Origin of the sequence: Actinopolyspora alba (assembly GCF_900112765.1) — a bacterium.
GTDB classification, from domain to species: domain Bacteria; phylum Actinomycetota; class Actinomycetes; order Mycobacteriales; family Pseudonocardiaceae; genus Actinopolyspora; species Actinopolyspora alba.
In genome coordinates this window covers 1-16,699 of sequence record NZ_FOMZ01000010.1, presented here as the reverse complement: position 1 = coordinate 16,699, position 16,699 = coordinate 1, and the positions used below count along the sequence as shown (strand labels likewise).

At 67.1% G+C, this 16,699-nt stretch carries 11 protein-coding genes; 9 read left to right on the top strand and 2 right to left on the bottom strand.

The features are described 5' to 3' along the window. The first annotated feature begins 152 nt into the window (after nucleotides 1-152). Entirely contained in the window at nucleotides 153-1,658 is a 1,506-nt protein-coding gene (locus BM150_RS15815) for an amino acid permease (RefSeq protein ID WP_092928229.1), read from the top strand. Between the two features lie 437 nt (nucleotides 1,659-2,095). Here BM150_RS15815 and BM150_RS15810 read toward each other — a convergent pair whose 3' ends face one another. Beyond that, nucleotides 2,096-4,762 (bottom strand): hypothetical protein, encoded by a 2,667-nt coding sequence (locus BM150_RS15810; RefSeq protein ID WP_092928072.1) that lies wholly within the window; start codon nucleotides 4,760-4,762, stop codon nucleotides 2,096-2,098. Nucleotides 4,763-5,025: 263 nt separating this feature from the next. Here BM150_RS15810 and BM150_RS15805 point away from each other — a divergent pair, with 263 nt between their 5' ends. From BM150_RS15805 to secA, 7 genes are all read left to right on the top strand, one after another. Continuing rightward, nucleotides 5,026-5,667: a dTMP kinase gene (locus tag BM150_RS15805; protein ID WP_092928071.1), complete on the top strand. Its 642-nt coding sequence runs from the start codon at nucleotides 5,026-5,028 to the stop codon at nucleotides 5,665-5,667. 127 nt (nucleotides 5,668-5,794) lie between these two features. Beyond that, nucleotides 5,795-6,472 (top strand): MtrAB system response regulator MtrA, encoded by a 678-nt coding sequence (gene mtrA, locus BM150_RS15800; RefSeq protein WP_043576314.1) that lies wholly within the window; start codon nucleotides 5,795-5,797, stop codon nucleotides 6,470-6,472. A gap of 151 nt (nucleotides 6,473-6,623) precedes the next feature. Beyond that, a complete protein-coding gene (mtrB, locus tag BM150_RS15795; RefSeq protein ID WP_092928228.1) occupies nucleotides 6,624-8,270 on the top strand; it encodes an MtrAB system histidine kinase MtrB in 1,647 nt (548 codons plus the stop codon). Next, nucleotides 8,267-10,003: an LpqB family beta-propeller domain-containing protein gene (locus tag BM150_RS15790; RefSeq protein WP_092928070.1), complete on the top strand. Its 1,737-nt coding sequence runs from the start codon at nucleotides 8,267-8,269 to the stop codon at nucleotides 10,001-10,003. The genes mtrB and BM150_RS15790 overlap by 4 nt, the downstream gene beginning before the upstream one ends. Nucleotides 10,004-10,158: 155 nt before the next feature. Then, a complete protein-coding gene (locus BM150_RS15785; protein ID WP_092928227.1) occupies nucleotides 10,159-10,854 on the top strand; it encodes a ComF family protein in 696 nt (231 codons plus the stop codon). Between the two features lie 487 nt (nucleotides 10,855-11,341). After that, entirely contained in the window at nucleotides 11,342-12,097 is a 756-nt protein-coding gene (gene hpf / locus BM150_RS15780; protein WP_092928069.1) for a ribosome hibernation-promoting factor, HPF/YfiA family, read from the top strand. Nucleotides 12,098-12,433: 336 nt separating this feature from the next. Next, nucleotides 12,434-15,301 carry a preprotein translocase subunit SecA gene (secA, locus tag BM150_RS15775; protein WP_092928068.1) on the top strand — a complete coding sequence of 956 codons (2,868 nt, stop codon included), beginning with the start codon at nucleotides 12,434-12,436 and terminating at the stop codon, nucleotides 15,299-15,301. A gap of 105 nt (nucleotides 15,302-15,406) precedes the next feature. On the opposite strand, the gene BM150_RS15770 is transcribed toward secA, so the two are convergent. After that, on the bottom strand, nucleotides 15,407-15,769 hold the full coding sequence (locus BM150_RS15770; RefSeq protein WP_092928067.1) for an Rv3235 family protein: 363 nt from the start codon (nucleotides 15,767-15,769) through the stop codon (nucleotides 15,407-15,409). 132 nt (nucleotides 15,770-15,901) lie between these two features. Here BM150_RS15770 and BM150_RS15765 point away from each other — a divergent pair, with 132 nt between their 5' ends. Continuing rightward, complete coding sequence (locus BM150_RS15765; protein WP_092928066.1) at nucleotides 15,902-16,342, top strand: HAD-IA family hydrolase; 441 nt, start codon at nucleotides 15,902-15,904, stop codon at nucleotides 16,340-16,342. Nucleotides 16,343-16,699: the final 357 nt, after the last annotated feature.

Below are 16,699 nucleotides of genomic sequence, written 5' to 3'. Positions count from 1 at the left end.
AGTGGTGTCGCGCAACTTTTCCGGACCTCGCGGTCCCGATTCGCGCGGATTCGGCGGCTCGTTAGTAGATTGTGCTCTCAACCACCATCGGCAACGGTCTCGCGCCCGTTATCGTGCGGTGCCACCAGTAAGCATGATCAGAGGAGGCAGTGGTGCCAGGAAACGGAATCTGGCGGACCAAAACGGTTGAACAATCGATCCTGGACACCGATGAACCCGACACCAGACTACGGAAGAATCTCGGTACCTGGGATCTGATCGTTTTCGGTGTTTCGGTGGTAATCGGTGCGGGGATCTTCACGCTCACCGCACAGGTAGCGGGTGACACCACCGGTCCCGCCGTATCACTCGCCTTCGTGCTCGCCGCGATCGCCTGCGCCCTCGCGGCACTGTGCTACGCCGAATTCGCCTCCACCGTTCCGGTGGCAGGCAGCGCCTACACGTACTCCTACGCCACGTTCGGCGAGTTCTTAGCCTGGATAATCGGCTGGGACCTGATCCTGGAGTTCTCCATCGCGGCTTCGGCCGTCGCCAAGAGCTGGTCGTCCTACCTGCAGCAGGTCATGTCCGGCATCGGGATCTCGCTGGACACCAAGCTCCCGCTGGGGCCGCTGCAGTTCGACTGGGGAGCCATGCTGCTCGTCGCGGTGCTGATCGCGGTGCTGATCACCGGAACCAAGCTCTCGGCGCGGGTCAGCATGGTGATCACTGCCATCAAGGTCGGGGTGGTGCTGTTCATCATCATCGCCGGGATCGCCTACATCAAACCGGACAACTACACCCCGTTCATCCCGGAGGGGCAAAGCACGTCCGAAGGCGGTCCCGCCCTGCACCAGTCGCTGCTCTCGCTGCTGCTCGGGGGTGAATCCAGCACGTTCGGCATCTACGGGCTGCTGGCGGGGGCCTCGGTGGTGTTCTTCGCCTTCATCGGCTTCGACGTGGTGGCTACTACCGCGGAGGAGACCCGCGATCCGCAGCGCAACGCGCCGCGCGGCATCCTCGGTTCGGTGGTGATCACCACCGTGCTGTACGTGGGAGTCTCACTCGTGCTGACCGGCATGGTGCGCTACACCGAGCTGGCCACCGGCCCCGACGGGCAGAGCGCCACCCTCGCGACCGCTTTCGAGATCAACGGCGTGAACTGGGCCGCCACACTGATCTCGGTGGGAGCACTGATCGGTCTCATCACCGTGGTGATGGTGTTGCTTCTCGGCCAGACCAGGGTGCTGTTCGCCATGGCCAGGGACGGGCTGCTGCCTCGCGGCCTGGCCAAGACCGACCCGCACCGCGGAACTCCGGTGCGCACCACCGTGCTGGTGGGAGCGGTGGTGTTCGTCGCTTCCGGCTTCTTCTCGTTCTCCAGCCTGGCCGAGATGGTCAACATCGGTACTCTGTTCGCGTTCGTGCTGGTTTCGGTCGGCGTGATCGTGCTGCGTCGCAAGCGTCCCGACCTGCCACGCGGCTTCCGCGCACCACTGGTTCCGGCGGTTCCGATCCTGGCGGTGCTGGCCTGCCTGTGGCTGATGATCAACCTGACCGCGTTCACCTGGATCAGGTTCCTCGTGTGGATGCTCGCGGGTGTGATCATCTACGCCCTTTACAGCCGCACCCACTCGGTGCTCGGGCAGCGGGAGAGGGCCGACAACCTCCCCGACTGACGTTTGGAGAGGTCGGCCGTGCCAGCTGCTGAGCTGGTTGCGTGGCGGAACCTCACGGGCCGTCTCGCTGCGGGATCCTCGACATCGAGTAGTTACTACGCCACGTCGAGGCTGTCCTCGCGAGACGACCCGTGAGAACCCGCGGTGGTGCGGTCTGCGGGGGTGGTCGGAGCTCGAGCTGCGGGAGTGGTCGGAGCCCGGCCGCTCGTCGGTGTTGGCGTCCCGGCGATTTCGTGGGAAATCGCCGGATCCGGGGGCACACCGCCGTGCTGGGACGTCGATTTCTCGCGAAATCGCCGCACCTGTGGTGGGGTAGCCGTCCGGTCACCGTCAATTTCCCGCGAAATGTACGCGGGGCGTGCCCACGGCGTGGCAGTAATCGCTCCGCGAGCGGGCCGCTGATCGACGAGCGCGGCTCACCGGCTCACCGGCTCGGCTCACTGGCTCGACGGACGCAGGGCGGGACCGCGTTCCCATGGCGGCGTCATCCCGGGCAGGTCGATGATCTCCGGAAGTTCGGTGTGCGGGAGCCGAGTGGGCTCTTCGGTCCCGGTGGTTTCGGCGGTGTGACCCTCCTGCCCGTCCGGATCGTCCTCCACCGTGAGCTCGGTGGCCGCGGCGGCGACCCCTTCCTCCCGTCGGACGGTGTCCCCACCCGTTACGGGGTGCGAGCCCACCTTCGTCGAAGACCCACCGGTGGGACGGTTCGCCGCGCGGTCCTCGGAGGTGTCCGTGCGATGGGTCTTGCCGTTCCGGGAGCTTCCCGCTGGGTCGACCATCGTCGTGCGCAGCGGGAGGTTCGTGCCACGCGCCGGGACCTCCAGGGCCGCCGCCATCGACACGGCCCTGTCCCACTCGGGGTCGCCGCTGTACTCGGAGTGCCGCGACAACCCGGCCGTCCAACGTCGATGCTCGAACGGTCCGCGCTGCGGATCGGGCAACCAGTGATCGCTACCGAGCACCAGCGCACCCGTGGGACCGCGTGCGGCGGCGGGCAGCGGCCCCTCGCTGCCGTCCGGGCGGAATCCCACCCCCAGCAGCTTGCCGTCGTGGACCTGCCGGTTCCACGTCCCGACCGCACCACCGATCGGATCAGTCCCTCGGCACAGTGAGCGCCACTGCCCGGCCAGCGAGCCCGCCAGGGAGCGCTGCGCCTCGTGGCCGAGGAAGCCGGGAAATCCGCGAGCGTACGCCCACTGCAACTGTGAACCGGCCGTGACCAGGCCGATCCGTTCGTGGTCCTGTTCGTCGAGCCTGCCGAGCAATCTGGCGGCGGCGACGGAGGCGAGCAGGCTGCCCTGGCTGTGGCCGGAGAGCACCACGCGGGTGTTCGGGTCCGCCAAGTGCTCACACGCCCGGTCGACCAGTTCGGGGATTACCTTCAGCGCGTAGCACGGCGGCACGATCGGATGAGAATCCCGCGGCCAGAACAGGGTCAGATCGCACAGCAGACTCAACTGCCGTCCCGCGTTCGGACGACGCACCGCCAGGTGAACCATTCGCAGCAGCGTCGCCGCCAGGGTAGCGAGCGTTCCCACGCCCAGCAGCAGCAACCAACGTCCCCAGAAGGGAGGTTCGGGACCGCCGAGGCGCAGCACCAGCGCCAGGGCCGCTCCCACCGTCAAGGCACCCGCCAGCAGCAGCACCAGCCGATGCCCGTGGCGGCGTTGCAGCTCGGCCCATTTCCACGCGCGTTCGGCGCTGCGTTGATCCGCGGGGCGCCCGGCGTGCAGCAGCTCCACCTCGGGGGAGACCCCGTCCGTGCGGATCGCCCGCCACCAGCGCAACCACGCCCACGGCACCACGACGAGCCCCGCGAGTACGAGCGCGGCCGTCGCCGCCCCCCACAACAGCGTCACGGTGTCGTAGGAAGCCGGTAGCAGTAGATCCGTACCGAGCACCTGCCGCGCACTCAGCGTCAGACCCGCGCCGAAACCCGCGCCGAGCAGGCACGCGATCAGCAGTACCGGCGCGGCGAACCAGCCACCGGCCCACGGGCGCAGTCTGGAGGGGAGACGACGCCACGAGCGACGAGCCAGCAACGCGGCTGGTAGCAGCAGCGCCCCGATGCAGCCGCACAGTGCCAGCAGGCCGAGAGTCAGCGAGTCGGTCACCGGTCCCGAGCCGGGGAGCGGGCCGGACAGGTGAGTCGGGAAGAGCGCTGTGAGCAGCAACAGCAGCCCGCTCGTGCCCAGCAGCAGGATTCGCGCGTAGCGCCCCACCAGCGGGTGCACGGAGTGGCGGAAACCGCTCTCGGAATCTCCCGAACCGGTCGGGTCGTCCAACAGCAACGTTCCCAGTACGCACAGCGCGGTTACGGCCGCTGCCGCCACCCAGCGTGGATCAGTGGCGGCGGTCGGTCCGCCGAGAGCCAGCAGCACCACCGTGCACAGCGCGGCCACCGCGTGCAGCGTCCGCAGGGCGGGAGTGCTCGGATCGCGCACCACTCCGGCCCCCGGCAGTCTCGGTGCCTGCGCGCTGTGCTCGTCCCCGGAACCGCTCGGGTTCCGAACCTGCCAGGACATCGCGGACAGGCGGTACATGCCGAACACGGCGGCCACCACGAAGAGCAGGGCCGGGACCGAACGCAGCGGTTCGAACGCACGCAGCTCGTCGGGGACGGCGCTCAGACACCCGGTCCCCGCGCGCAGGCACTGGGCCGCCACCAGATCCAGGCTCAGCACGGTCAGCTGCGCGGTGAACAGCATCGTCAGCAGCAGCCCCGCCAGGCGCAGTCCAGCACGGAGCAGCGCTCCCAGCGAGCGCGACCAGTGGCTGTCCCGGTCGACCGGCGGCAGCATCCAGTGCGCCAGGTTCGCCAGCGCGAACGGGAACAGCAGTGCCCACAGTGCCTTGCCGCGTCCGGAGGTCATACCGCCCCAGACATAACCCTCGACCGAACGGGGGACGGTTCGTTCCCCCGCGGTGAGGTCTGGCCCCGGGATCGGGCGCAGCAGTCGGTCAGCGGGACTGACGATTCGTCCGGTGCCGTCGCCTGCCACGTCCACCGAAGCCACCGAATCGGTCAGGTCCCGCGGTTCCGTCCCGAGGACGCCGTGTACCCGCAGCTCGACCACGCGAGTGTCCGGCCCGGGTACGTGCACTGTTCCTCCTGTGGGTCGGTGCGGTGCGGGGGAGTCCGCGTTCTCCGCGGAGTTCGCGAGTCCATTCACGACGGACGAGCGGCTCCCGCCTCGGTCCTGTGGGAGCTGATTCTCCCGGTTCGATTGTCTCTTCTCGACGGTCCTGTCGCGACCTACTTCCCGGAATCCTTTCATCGATACTTTCCCGTCGTCCCGAAGAGGCGTGCGGCCGGGTGGCCCATGCGGTCGCTACTCCGGTGGATGGACTGCGTAGGGTTCGCACCATGGGGCGACTGATCGTGATCGAAGGGCTGGACGGGGCGGGAAAGCAGACGCTGACCGACGCGTTGAGCGGCGAGTTGACGGCCAGGGGGCTGTCGGTGGGCCGCGCGGCCTTTCCGCGTTACGGCCAGGACGTGCACGCCGATCTCGTCGCCGAGGCGTTGCGGGGTGCGCACGGCGACCTGGCCGAGTCCGTGTACGGCATGGCCGTGCTCTACGCACTGGATCGGCAGCGCGCCGCGGAATGGCTGCGAGCACGGCTCGCCGAACACGACGTGCTGTTGCTCGACCGGTACGTGGCCTCCAACGCCGCCTACGGGGCGGCCCGGTTGTGGCAGCACGCCGACGGTGAGTTCGTCTCCTGGGCCTACCAGCTCGAGGTCACCCGATTCGGACTGCCGGAGCCGGAACTGCAGATCCTGCTACGCGTTCCCAGTGAAGTCGCCGCGGACCGGGCCGAACGCCGGGAACGATCCGGCACGGCGGACGGCAGGGACAGGTTCGAGTCGGACTCGGGACTGCAGGACCGCTGTGCGGCGGTTTATCTGGAACTCGCCGATATGTCGTGGTGGTCACCCTGGCACGTGGTGGACGACGCCGCCACCACGGATCCGGCGGGACTGGCCGACCGCGTGCTCGCGTAACCTACTCCACCGTAGTGCTCCGTTCGGCGGTACCGTAGCCCTCGCACTGGGCAATGATCCGACGACCTGCGGTGATGAATACCGGGTGGTGCTTGCCCCCGTGGTGCAAAGTGCAACCATGTGGGGCATGAAGTCACGCGTGCTCGTGGTGGACGACGACCCTGCCCTGGCGGAGATGCTGACCATCGTACTCCGTGGTGAAGGGTTCGATACCGCCGTCGTCAACGACGGCACCAAGGCGATGCCCGCGCTGCGTGAACTCAAACCCGATCTGGTGCTGCTCGACCTGATGTTGCCGGGCATGAACGGCATCGACGTGTGCAAGGCCATTCGCGCCGAGTCGATGGTCCCCGTCGTCATGCTCACCGCGAAGAGTGACACCGTTGACGTCGTCCTCGGGCTGGAGTCCGGTGCCGACGACTACATCGTCAAACCGTTCAAACCGAAGGAGCTGGTGGCACGGCTGCGGGTGCGGCTGCGCCGCACGGAGGCGGAACCCGCCGAGGTGCTCTCCATCGGTGATCTTACGGTCGACGTCCCCGGGCACGAGGTCACGCGCGACGGAGTTCCGATCTCGCTGACGCCGTTGGAGTTCGACCTGCTGGTCGCGCTCGCGCGCAAGCCCCGCCAGGTCTTCACCCGTGAGGTGTTACTCGAGCAGGTGTGGGGCTACCGGCACGCGGCCGACACCCGGTTGGTCAACGTACACGTACAGCGACTCCGGTCGAAGATCGAGAAGGATCCGGAGCACCCGGAGGTCGTGCTGACGGTTCGGGGCGTCGGGTACAAGGCCGGGCCGCCATGATCGCCGAACACGATGATCGTCTCGACACGGCAGGACGGACGGGGTGAACGGTGAGCAGTCTCGTGCCGGCGCCGATCGTTCCTTCCCGGGCCGGCTCCGGGATGACGTCCGCAGGCGCTGGCACTGGTTCGAATCGACCTGGCGCCGCTCGATGCAGCTGCGTGTCGTCGTCAGCACCCTGGCGCTGTCCTCGGCCGTGGTCTTCGTACTGGGGATGGTGCTGCAGACGCAGATCACCAACAGACTGCTGCAGAACAAGGAGGACGCCGCGGTCCGGCAGGTCGAGCAGAACCTGCCGATCCTGGAGTACCAGCTGACGGCGGTCGATCCCAATTCCGGCGATGTCGCCGAGCGGCTGGAAGCCGCGCTGAACCAGCTGACCACCAGCACCGCGGACAAGACCGAGACCGACTCGCTCGCCGGGAACTACGTGCCCGCCCTGGTGGACGGTCAAGCCATCACCGAGAACGGGGAACAACCTTCCGCCGGGCCCGTCGACAGCGTTCCGCAATCGCTGCGCAAGCTCGTCAAGGAGGACAACCTGGCGAGCAAGATCGAGACGGTCAGGCGCGACGGTGAGACGGTCACCATGCTCATCATCGGCAGCCCGGCCGGAACCGCCACCCGACCGTTGCAGGCCTATTTCCTGTTCCCGCTGGAGTCGGAGCGCAAAACACTGGGGCTGGTGCAGAGCACCCTGCTGGTGGGCGGTCTGGCGCTGCTCGTGCTGCTCGGCGCCATCACCAATCTCGTCACCCGGCAGGTGGTGCGTCCCGTCCGGCAGGCCGCCCACACCGCCGAGCGGCTGGCAGCGGGCAATCTCGACGAACGGATGCGGGTCATCGGCGAGGACGACATGGCCCGACTCGCGGACTCGTTCAACGAGATGGCCGACAGTCTCAAGCAGCAGATTCAGCAGCTCGAGGAGTTCGGCCAACTCCAGCGGCGCTTCACCTCGGACGTCTCGCACGAGCTGCGTACTCCGCTGACCACCGTGCGGATGGCCGCGGACGTGCTGCACGCCTCCCGCGACGACCTGCCGGACGGACTGGAGCGCTCCGCCGAGCTGCTCGTCGACGAGCTCGACAGGTTCGAGTCGCTGCTCGGCGATCTGCTGGAGATATCCCGGCTCGACGCCGGGGTCGCCGATCTGTCCACCGAATCGCTCGACGCGCCGGACCTGGTGCGTCGCGTCATGGATTCGCTGCTGCCCATCGCCAGGACCGGCGGAGTCGAGCTGCGTGGCGACTTGCCCACCGAGGGTGTTCACATCCTCGCGGACGCTCGGCGGGTCGAACGCATCGTCCGAAATCTCGTCGCCAACGCCATCGACCACGCGGAAGGCAGGCCGGTGGACATCAACTTCGCCGCGGACGACCGCTCGGTGGCGGTCACCGTGCGCGACTACGGTGTCGGGCTGCGACCCGGTGAGGCCGAACTCGTGTTCACCAGGTTCTGGCGAGCCGATCCCTCGCGGGATCGACAGACCGGCGGGACGGGGCTCGGACTCTCCATCGCGGCCGAGGACGCTCGGCTGCACGGTGGCTGGCTCGACGCCTGGGGCGAATCCGGTAAGGGGTCCTGCTTCCGGCTCACCCTGCCGCGCGACTCGGGCGACCGGGTCGACACGAGCCCGTTGTCGCTGCCGAGTACCCGCAGCATCGCCGCGCCCGAGGCGTTGCTGGCCGTGCCCGGGGACGCGACGGACAACGGTTCCACACCCCCGGACGAGGGATCCGACCAGAGCGATCAGGGACCGGCCCGAAGCCCCGGTCCCGGCGAGCAGGAGAAACGATGACGTTGCGACGGCGACTCGTCCGAGTGGTGACTCTGCTGCTGGTGCTGTCCGTTCCGCTCACCGGTTGCGCCTCGATACCGGAGGAGACCAACGCCGGGGTGATCAGCCAGGTCGAGGAGGCTCCCGAAACGAGCACCGAGGCCCAGCCACCACCCGAGAACCTCAACGACACGGACCTCGTCCGCAGTTTCCTGGAGGCCACCGCGGAGCCCGCCAACGACTACGCGGCGGCTCGACTGCACCTGACCGAGCAGGCGGCCGACTCGTGGCAGGCCCCCTCGGAACGGTTCATCGTCGACAGCGTCAACACCGTGCCGAAGTCGGAACCGGAAACCGCCGACTCCGTCCGAATAGTCGGTCTGGACGTGCACCAGCTCGGCAAACTCCGACAGGATCAGTCCTACGTTCCCGAGGAGAAGGACCTCAGTCTGCGGGTCAAGGTCCGGCAGCGTTCCGACGGGCAGTGGCGGATAGTCGATCCGCCTCGCAAGCTGCTGGTCGCCAGCGGCGCCTTCAAGTCCCGCTACCGAGCCGTATCGGTCTACTTCCTGGATCACCAGCGCGAGGGGGTGATCCCCGACATCCGGTGGGTGCGGCAGAACCCGAAGAGCACCCTGCCCTCGCGGGTCATCAGCCTGCTGCTGTCGGGCCCGTCCGAGGGGTTCGACCTGGCGATGAAGACCGCCATACCGGAGGGCACCACCACGGCGAGCAACGTGAGCGAGACGAACAACGGTGCGCTGCTCGTCAATCTACGCGACCTCGGTGATCTGAGCGACAAGAAGAAGCGGCTGATCGCGGCCCAAGTGGTGCTGACGCTGCGCGGAGTCCGCACCGCCCGAGTGAAGCTGCAGCACGAGGGCGCGTCGTTGCTGTCGAACATCGAGGTGCTGCGTCCCTCCGACGTGAGTGATTACGAGCAGCGGAACGAGGTCCCCCGGGACGTGAAACCACTCGCGGTCGTCGATGAACGACTGCTGGTGTTCAGCGAGAACGCTCCTCAAGTCCCCGGACCCGCGGGCAACGGGAGCTACCGGATCACCACCGCCGCTCGTTCCGACGACGGTTCCCGAGTGGCCGCTGTGGTACGCCGAGGCGACAGCGGAGTCGAGCTGCGTGTGGGTCCATACGGTGGCGAGCTGCGGAGACTCGGGACCCGAGGCAGTTTCATGAGCAGACCCACCTGGCGCAGCGAGTCCGAGTTCTGGACCGTCGTCGACGGTGAACGGGTGATGCGGGCGACCCGGGACGAGAACGGCTTCTGGTCGGTCAGCCGGATCGACGCGAGCGAGTTCCCGGGCGAGGGGAATATCGAAGCCCTGCGGATCTCCCGAGGCGGTACCCGGCTCGCCGCCGTCGTCGACGGGCGAATAGTCGTCGCGGGTATAGCGGGTGGCGATTCGGACGTGTCACTGCAACAGCCCGTGACGTTGAGCGGCGGCACCGGGGATTCCGAGATCAAGGGGGTCGACTGGCTCACCGGCGATTCGCTGGTGGCCATCACCGGCAGGGACAGTCAGCCCGCGGTCAGGGTCTCGGTCGACGGTTTCAACTGGGACTCCTACCGGCCCTCCAACCTGCGCAACCCCAAACTGGTGACCGTGGGGCCGGACCAACGGGTCATAGTCGCCGATGAGTCCTACCTCTGGCAGGCCAAGGATCTGTCCGATTACTGGGAGGTGCTGCGGGAGATCCCGATCAAGGCGAACTCGATCCCCTTCTACCCGGGGTGATCGAGGTTTTCCCGGCGGTTCGGTCGGCGGCTCCCGCGCCCCGTGCGTCCCGGGCGGTACGAGCGATCGGCACTGACAGCGTGTAAGGCCGACACGCCGAGCCGCCGGTGGCGGGGCGACCCGCACCGGCCCACGCGCGAGTCAACCTCGTCGGCGTGTCATTCGATCGCTACTCCCGCTCTGTCGTTCCGTCGGGGCTGGTGGATCTGCTGCTGCCATTGCGCTGTGCGGGCTGTGGTCTCGCCGGGGCCGTGCTGTGCGCCGAGTGCCACAGTTGGTTCCACGAGCCGCGCGTGATCCGTCCTCCCGCGCTGGTCCGGGAACCGCCGATTCACGCCTTGGCCCGTTATCGCGGTCGGGTGCGTACGACGCTGCTGGCCTACAAGGAGGGCGGTCGTCGTGACCTGGAGAGACCACTGGGAGAACACGTGGCCACCGCGGTCCGGGCCGTTCTCGCCGCATCCGGCTCGATCACCGAAACCGACTCGCCCCGTCTGGTGCCGGCCCCGTCGAGGGACGCGGCCGTGCGGCGCAGAGGCAGGGCGCACCTGGCGCGGCTCACCCACCGCGCGGAGCGGAGGTTGCCCGGCGTGCGCACGGCTGACTGCCTTCGGTTGAGTCCGCGAGTGCGCGATTCGGTGGGGCTGAACAGCGGAAGGCGTTTCGAGAACCTGCGTGGCGGGGTGCTGTCGCGCCCCGGTCGTCTGCCGCCGCCGGGCACTCCCGTGCTGCTGCTCGACGACGTCCTCACCACCGGTGCCACGGTGCTCAACTGCCTACGAGCGCTCTCCGAGGCCGGGCTCCCGGTGGTGGCCGTGCTGGTGCTGGCGAGCGCCTGCCGGGAGTCCTGACCGGCCCGTGTCCGCCCGGTTTGTCCGGAGCGTCCCGTTGCCCACCCCGGTACGTCCCGCCAGGAGAAACGGATTCCGCCCCGACGGGAACCGATGGTTTGTCTCATGCGTTTGCCGGGTATACGCGGATGGCCGTACCGCCCGGCGCGGGCACGGTGCGGACGTCCGGGTACAGGTCCGAAAGGGCGAGCACGGGACACGGCCGTGCTACTGCTGTCGTCGGGACCGGCCCTGCGCCGGGCGGAGGTGTGTCATTGCGAACCCGGGACCATGCCAATTACTCAGGGTGTCCGATTGACTTCACCCGACTCGGGGGGTGTCACAACTCCGCAACGCGAGCTAACGTGCGTTCCCATCAAGCCGTTTTCCGGCAGTGGAATGAGGTGAGGCAGTGATGACCCTGACGCCGGAAACGAGCTGAGCACGCTCACTCCGGTGTCGCCGTGATCGTCATTCACGGAAGCACGCTGAGCAACGGAGGTCGTGAATGGACATCGTCGTCAAGGGCCGCAACGTCGAGGTGCCCACGCATTACCAGCAGCACGTCGACGAGAAGCTGAGCCGCCTCGACCGTTACGACAGGAAGGCCATGCGGGCCGACGTGGAGCTCCGGCACGAGCGTAATCCACGCCAGGCGAAGAACTGCCAGCGGGTCGAAATCACTCTCAAGGGACGCGGACCGGCGGTACGAGCCGAGGCCAGCGCGGTCGATTTCTACGCCGCCCTGGATGCCGCGTCGACGAAGCTGGAGAACCGGCTACGCAAGATGCACGACCGCCGGAAGGTGCACTACGGTCGGCGCAACCCTCGTTCCGTGGCGCAGGCCACCGCCGCGATGGCGGATCGTCCGGTCGCCGTCGCCGGTGCCGGTGGCACGACCGGCGGCCGCACACGCACGACACTCCTGGAACCGCCGGCCGACCAGCTGCGATACGACAGCGCGGAGGGGAACAGCACCGTGAGCGACAGCGCCGTGAGCAATCAGCGGGCTTCCCGGACAACCGAACCTCCCGCGGGCGGCGCCGGATTCCCGCAACAGCGTGAGGAAAGCAGCGACTACGAACCCGGTCGAATCGTCCGCGAGAAGGAACACCCCGCCACACCGATGACCGTGGACCAAGCCCTCTACGAGATGGAGTTGGTGGGACACGACTTCTACCTGTTCTTCGACGCGGAGGCCGACAAGCCCAGCGTGGTTTACCGCCGCAAGGGATTCGACTACGGAGTGATCAGACTGGCCTGACCCGGGTGGCCCTGGCGGCTACTCCAGCCGTACCGATTTGGTACGGACCATAACCATCGTGGCCGTCCGCCGCGTACCGTGGTGCGCGGGGACGGCCACGTCTGTGGTTCGACGCAGCCGACGGGCGGCCAGATTCCCCCTGCCACCGCACGATCGGGTGTGGCGGGAACACACGTGCGTGCCGGAAACGTTCGTGGTCCGTGGCCACTTCCCGCGTTCGCGCAGTGAGCATCGGCCGACGGTGCCTGAGCGAACCGTGCGGAGGTGGGCTTCTAATACTATGGCCGTAAAGCGTCCGTGACGGGCGCGTCACGATCAGCAAGTGAGGTCGACCGGATGGTCCTGTCCCGACTGCTCCGCGCTGGCGAAGGTAAGATGCTCAAGCGTCTGCGTTCCATCGCGGCGCACATCAACGAGCTCGAAGACGACACGGTCGCGCTGTCCGATGACGAGCTGCGGGCCAAGACCGATGAGTTCAAGGGCCGTTACGCCGACGGCGAGCAGCTGGACAAGCTCCTGCCCGAGGCCTTCGCGGTCGCTCGTGAGGGTGCCAGGCGAACGCTCGGCAACCGGCATTTCGACGTTCAGCTCATGGGCGGCGCCGCGCTGCACTTCGGTCAGATAGCCGAGATGAAAACCGGTGAGGGCAAGACGCTCACCTGCGTGCTGCCCGGTTATCTCAACGCGATCACAGGCAACAGCGTCCACGTCATCACGGTCAACGACTACCTGGCCAAACGTGACTCGGAGTGGATGGGCCGAATATATCGTTTCCTCGGTATGGAAGTCGCCGCCATCACGGCCGACATGTCCCCCGAGCAGCGCAGGGACGCCTACAACTGTGACGTCATCTACGGCACCAACAACGAGTTCGGCTTCGACTACCTGCGCGATAACATGGCCTGGAGCCTGGCCGAGTGCGTCCAGCGCGACCACAACTTCGCGATCGTCGACGAGGTCGACTCGATCCTCATCGACGAGGCCAGGACCCCGCTGATCATCTCCGGTCCCGCCGACCAGTCCTCCCGCTGGTACCAGGAGTTCGCGCGACTGGCTCCGATGCTGACCCGCGACGAGCACTACGAGGTTGACGAGCGCAAGCGCACCATCGGTGTCACCGAGGAAGGCGTCGACATCATCGAGGACCAGCTCGGGATCGACAACCTCTACGAGGCCGCGAACACCCCGCTGGTCGGATATCTCAACAACGCGCTCAAGGCCAAGGAGCTCTACCGCAGGGACAAGGACTACATCGTTCGCAACGGCGAAGTGGCCATCGTCGACGAGTTCACGGGGCGCGTACTGCACGGACGCCGTTACAACGAGGGCATGCACCAGGCGATCGAGGCCAAGGAAGGCGTCGAGATCCAGGCCGAGAACCAGACCCTGGCCACGATCACGCTGCAGAACTACTTCCGGCTCTACGACAAGCTCGCCGGTATGACCGGTACGGCCCAGACGGAGGCCGCCGAGTTCCAGAGCACCTACAAGCTCGGTGTGGTCTCGATCCCCACCAACGAGCCGATGATCCGGCAGGACCAGCCCGACCTGATCTACAAGAGCGAGGAGGCCAAGTTCGCCGCCGTCGCCGAGGACATCGAGGAACGGCACGGCAACGGACAGCCGGTGCTGGTCGGTACGACCAGCGTCGACCGGTCGGAGTACCTGGCGAAGCTGCTCACCAAGCGCGGTGTTCCGCACAGCGTGCTCAACGCCAAGCACCACGAGTCCGAAGCGGGCATCATCGCCGAGGCGGGCCGCAGGGGCGCGGTGACCGTGGCCACCAACATGGCCGGTCGTGGTACCGACATCGTGCTCGGCGGCAACGTCGATCACCTGGCCGACAGCGAGCTGCGCAAGCGGGGCCTCGATCCGGTCGACAACCGGGAGGACTACGAGGCCGAGTGGCCCGCGGTGGTCGACAAGATCAAGGAGCAGGTCGAGTCCGAGGCCGACGAGGTGCGCGAGGCGGGCGGGCTCTACGTGCTCGGCACCGAACGGCACGAGTCGCGCCGGATCGACAACCAGCTGCGTGGCCGTTCCGGACGTCAGGGCGACCCGGGCGAGTCGCGGTTCTACCTCTCGCTCGGTGACGAGTTGATGCGCCGCTTCAACGCCAACATGGTCGAGACCGTCATGACTCGACTGAAGGTGCCGGACGACGTTCCGATCGAGCACAAGATGGTCACCAGAGCCATCCGAAGCGCTCAGACCCAGGTCGAACAACAGAACATGGAGATCCGCAAGAACGTCCTCAAGTACGACGAGGTGCTCAACCAGCAGCGTTCGGTGATCTACACCGAACGCAGGCGCGTGCTGGAAGGCGAGGATCTGCGCGAGCAGGTCGAGCACATGATCGAGGACGTGATCAGCGCCTATGTGAAGGGCGCGACCTCCGAAGGCTACGCGGAGGACTGGGATCTCCAACAGCTCTGGACCGCTCTCAAGACCCTCTACCCGATCTCGATCCACTGGGAGGACATCGCCGAGGAGGACGGCGACCTCAGCAGCAAGAAGGTGAACGACGCGGTTACCGCCGATGCCAAGCGTGCCTACGACGCGCGGGAAGCCGAGATCGAGGAGATGGTCGGCGAAGGCGGCATGCGCGAGCTCGAACGCCGTGTCGTGCTCAGCGTGCTGGACCGCAAGTGGCGTGAGCACCTCTACGAGATGGACTACCTCAAGGAAGGTATCGGGCTGCGTGCGATGGCACAGCGGGATCCGCTGCTCGAATACCGGCGAGAGGGCTTCGACATGTTCAACGCCATGTTGGAAGCGCTCAAGGAGGAGTCCGTCGGTTACCTGTTCAACGTCCAAGTCGAGGCCGCCGAGCCGGAGGAACCGGCGGAGCCGTCGGTGCCGGTTTCGGTCAGCCAGAGCTCCGGCGGTGACGGCGTCGCGGCCGAGGACGGTCAGGCCGCTGCCAAGCCGAGTTCCAAACGCGGCAAGAACTCCCGGGCCGCGGGTCCCGCGTTGAGCCAGCTGGGTTCGCAGCAGGACGAGCAGTCGCAGGTTCCGGCCGCACTGCGGGGCAACGGTGCCGGAAGGTCGGGGCAGCGGCTCAGTTACTCGGGGCCCTCGGAGAACGGTGGTGTCGAGACCAGCAACGCCGAGTCCGAGGACTCCGCTTCGGAGCAGCAGGGCACGAGGCGCGAACGTCGTGCCGCCGCCAGGGCCGAGTCGAAGAAGGGCAAGAAGCGCTGAGCGAGGTTCCCCGAACTCGCCGACGTGGTGCTCGGCTCGACGGGATCCCGCTCTCGCTCGAGTGGGATCCCGTCCCGAGCGGCCGTCCACACGCACCTTCCGGGATCAGAGCAAGGAAAGCAGGGTGCACCACCATCCGGCGTCCAGTCGTTCCAGGCGGAGCGTCATGGCGCGGTGCCGGTTCGGTTCGTGGATGATCACGCAGACCTCCACGGTGCTGGAGTTGGTGGGGCAGGCGTGTACCGAGTTCATCCGGGTACGGAAGTCCAGCGGGGTCTCGCGTCGGGTGAGGGTCGTCAGCAGGCCGGCCACCGGTCTGCTCAACCACCGACGTATCTGATGGAGTGGCCTTCGCCCGGTCAGTACCTCCACCATGCTTCTGGCCGCGCCGTGAGCCAGTGCCGATGCCGAGTAGGACGGCGGGGTGCGGTTCTCGTTGTCGGCGAGCACGGTGGTTCCCTCGCGCATGACGGTGTTCTCCCTTCCGGTGGCTTCACGGATTAGGAGTGGGTGGCCTCCGCCGCACGTTCGCTCCGAACCGGGCAACCACCCGATGGGATGAGCTCGGCCGTTCGAGCGATCGCGAGTTAGGTTGTCGTAATGACTTTGTCGGCGCTCGTGGTCGATTTCGGTGGAGTCCTGGACGACTTCGGTGAGCGTTCGTCGGGACAGGCGGTCGATACCGAGGTGGAAACAGCGCCGGTGGTACGGGCGCTGGAGTGGTTGCGCCTTCGTGGCGTGTCCGTCGCTTTGTTGTCGAACGGGGACAGTCGGCCCACGGCGATCGACTGCGACCGGTTGTTCGACGCCGTGGCCGTATCGGCCGAGACCGGGTTTCGGAAACCCGCTGCCGCGAGCTTTCGGCACGTGCTCGGACAGCTGGGGGTTCCCGCCGAGCGGTGTGCCTTCCTGGATGACGAACCGCGCAACGTTGCCGCGGCCGTCGAGACGGGCATGGTGGGGATAGTGCACTCCGGCGTCGAGTCGACGCTGCACGAGCTTTCCGTGCTTTTCGCCCCGGAGTTGGACGAGCAGTCCTGATAACCCCGTGTTCACCTGGTGTTTTGGTGGTTGGTGGGGGTGGGTGTGTGGGGTGGTGTGGTGGGGGTTTAGAGTGGTTGTTGTCAGCACGGCGGTGCCGGGCTGGAAATCACGAGGGTGGATGAGCTGGGACGTGGTTCTGGTTTGTTCGGTGGTTTTCGGGTTTCGGTTCGTGGTGGTGGCTGGTTGTTTGAAGAACTGCATGTGGTGCCTGGTGCTTGCTGGCTCGGGCTTGCCTTGTTGGGGTGAGTGGTGAGTTGGCGGGTGGGTGACCCCCCGGTGAGTGGGGGGTTGGTTGGGGTGCTACGGTGAATGCGGTGAACAACGGAAAAGCATTCGGGAATTTCCGCTGGCTGG

Bases quoted from the DNA above. Each gene is read 5' to 3' on its own strand.
- BM150_RS15805 (WP_092928071.1), top strand. From the start codon at position 5,026: ATGGGGCGACTGATCGTGATCGAAGGGCTGGACGGGGCGGGAAAGCAG.
- BM150_RS15790 (WP_092928070.1), top strand. From the start codon at position 8,267: ATGACGTTGCGACGGCGACTCGTCCGAGTGGTGACTCTGCTGCTGGTG.
- mtrA (WP_043576314.1), top strand. From the start codon at position 5,795: ATGAAGTCACGCGTGCTCGTGGTGGACGACGACCCTGCCCTGGCGGAG.
- BM150_RS15765 (WP_092928066.1), top strand. From the start codon at position 15,902: ATGACTTTGTCGGCGCTCGTGGTCGATTTCGGTGGAGTCCTGGACGAC.
- mtrB (WP_092928228.1), top strand. From the start codon at position 6,624: ATGCAGCTGCGTGTCGTCGTCAGCACCCTGGCGCTGTCCTCGGCCGTG.
- BM150_RS15770 (WP_092928067.1), bottom strand. From the start codon at position 15,769: ATGCGCGAGGGAACCACCGTGCTCGCCGACAACGAGAACCGCACCCCG.
- hpf (WP_092928069.1), top strand. From the start codon at position 11,342: ATGGACATCGTCGTCAAGGGCCGCAACGTCGAGGTGCCCACGCATTAC.
- secA (WP_092928068.1), top strand. From the start codon at position 12,434: ATGGTCCTGTCCCGACTGCTCCGCGCTGGCGAAGGTAAGATGCTCAAG.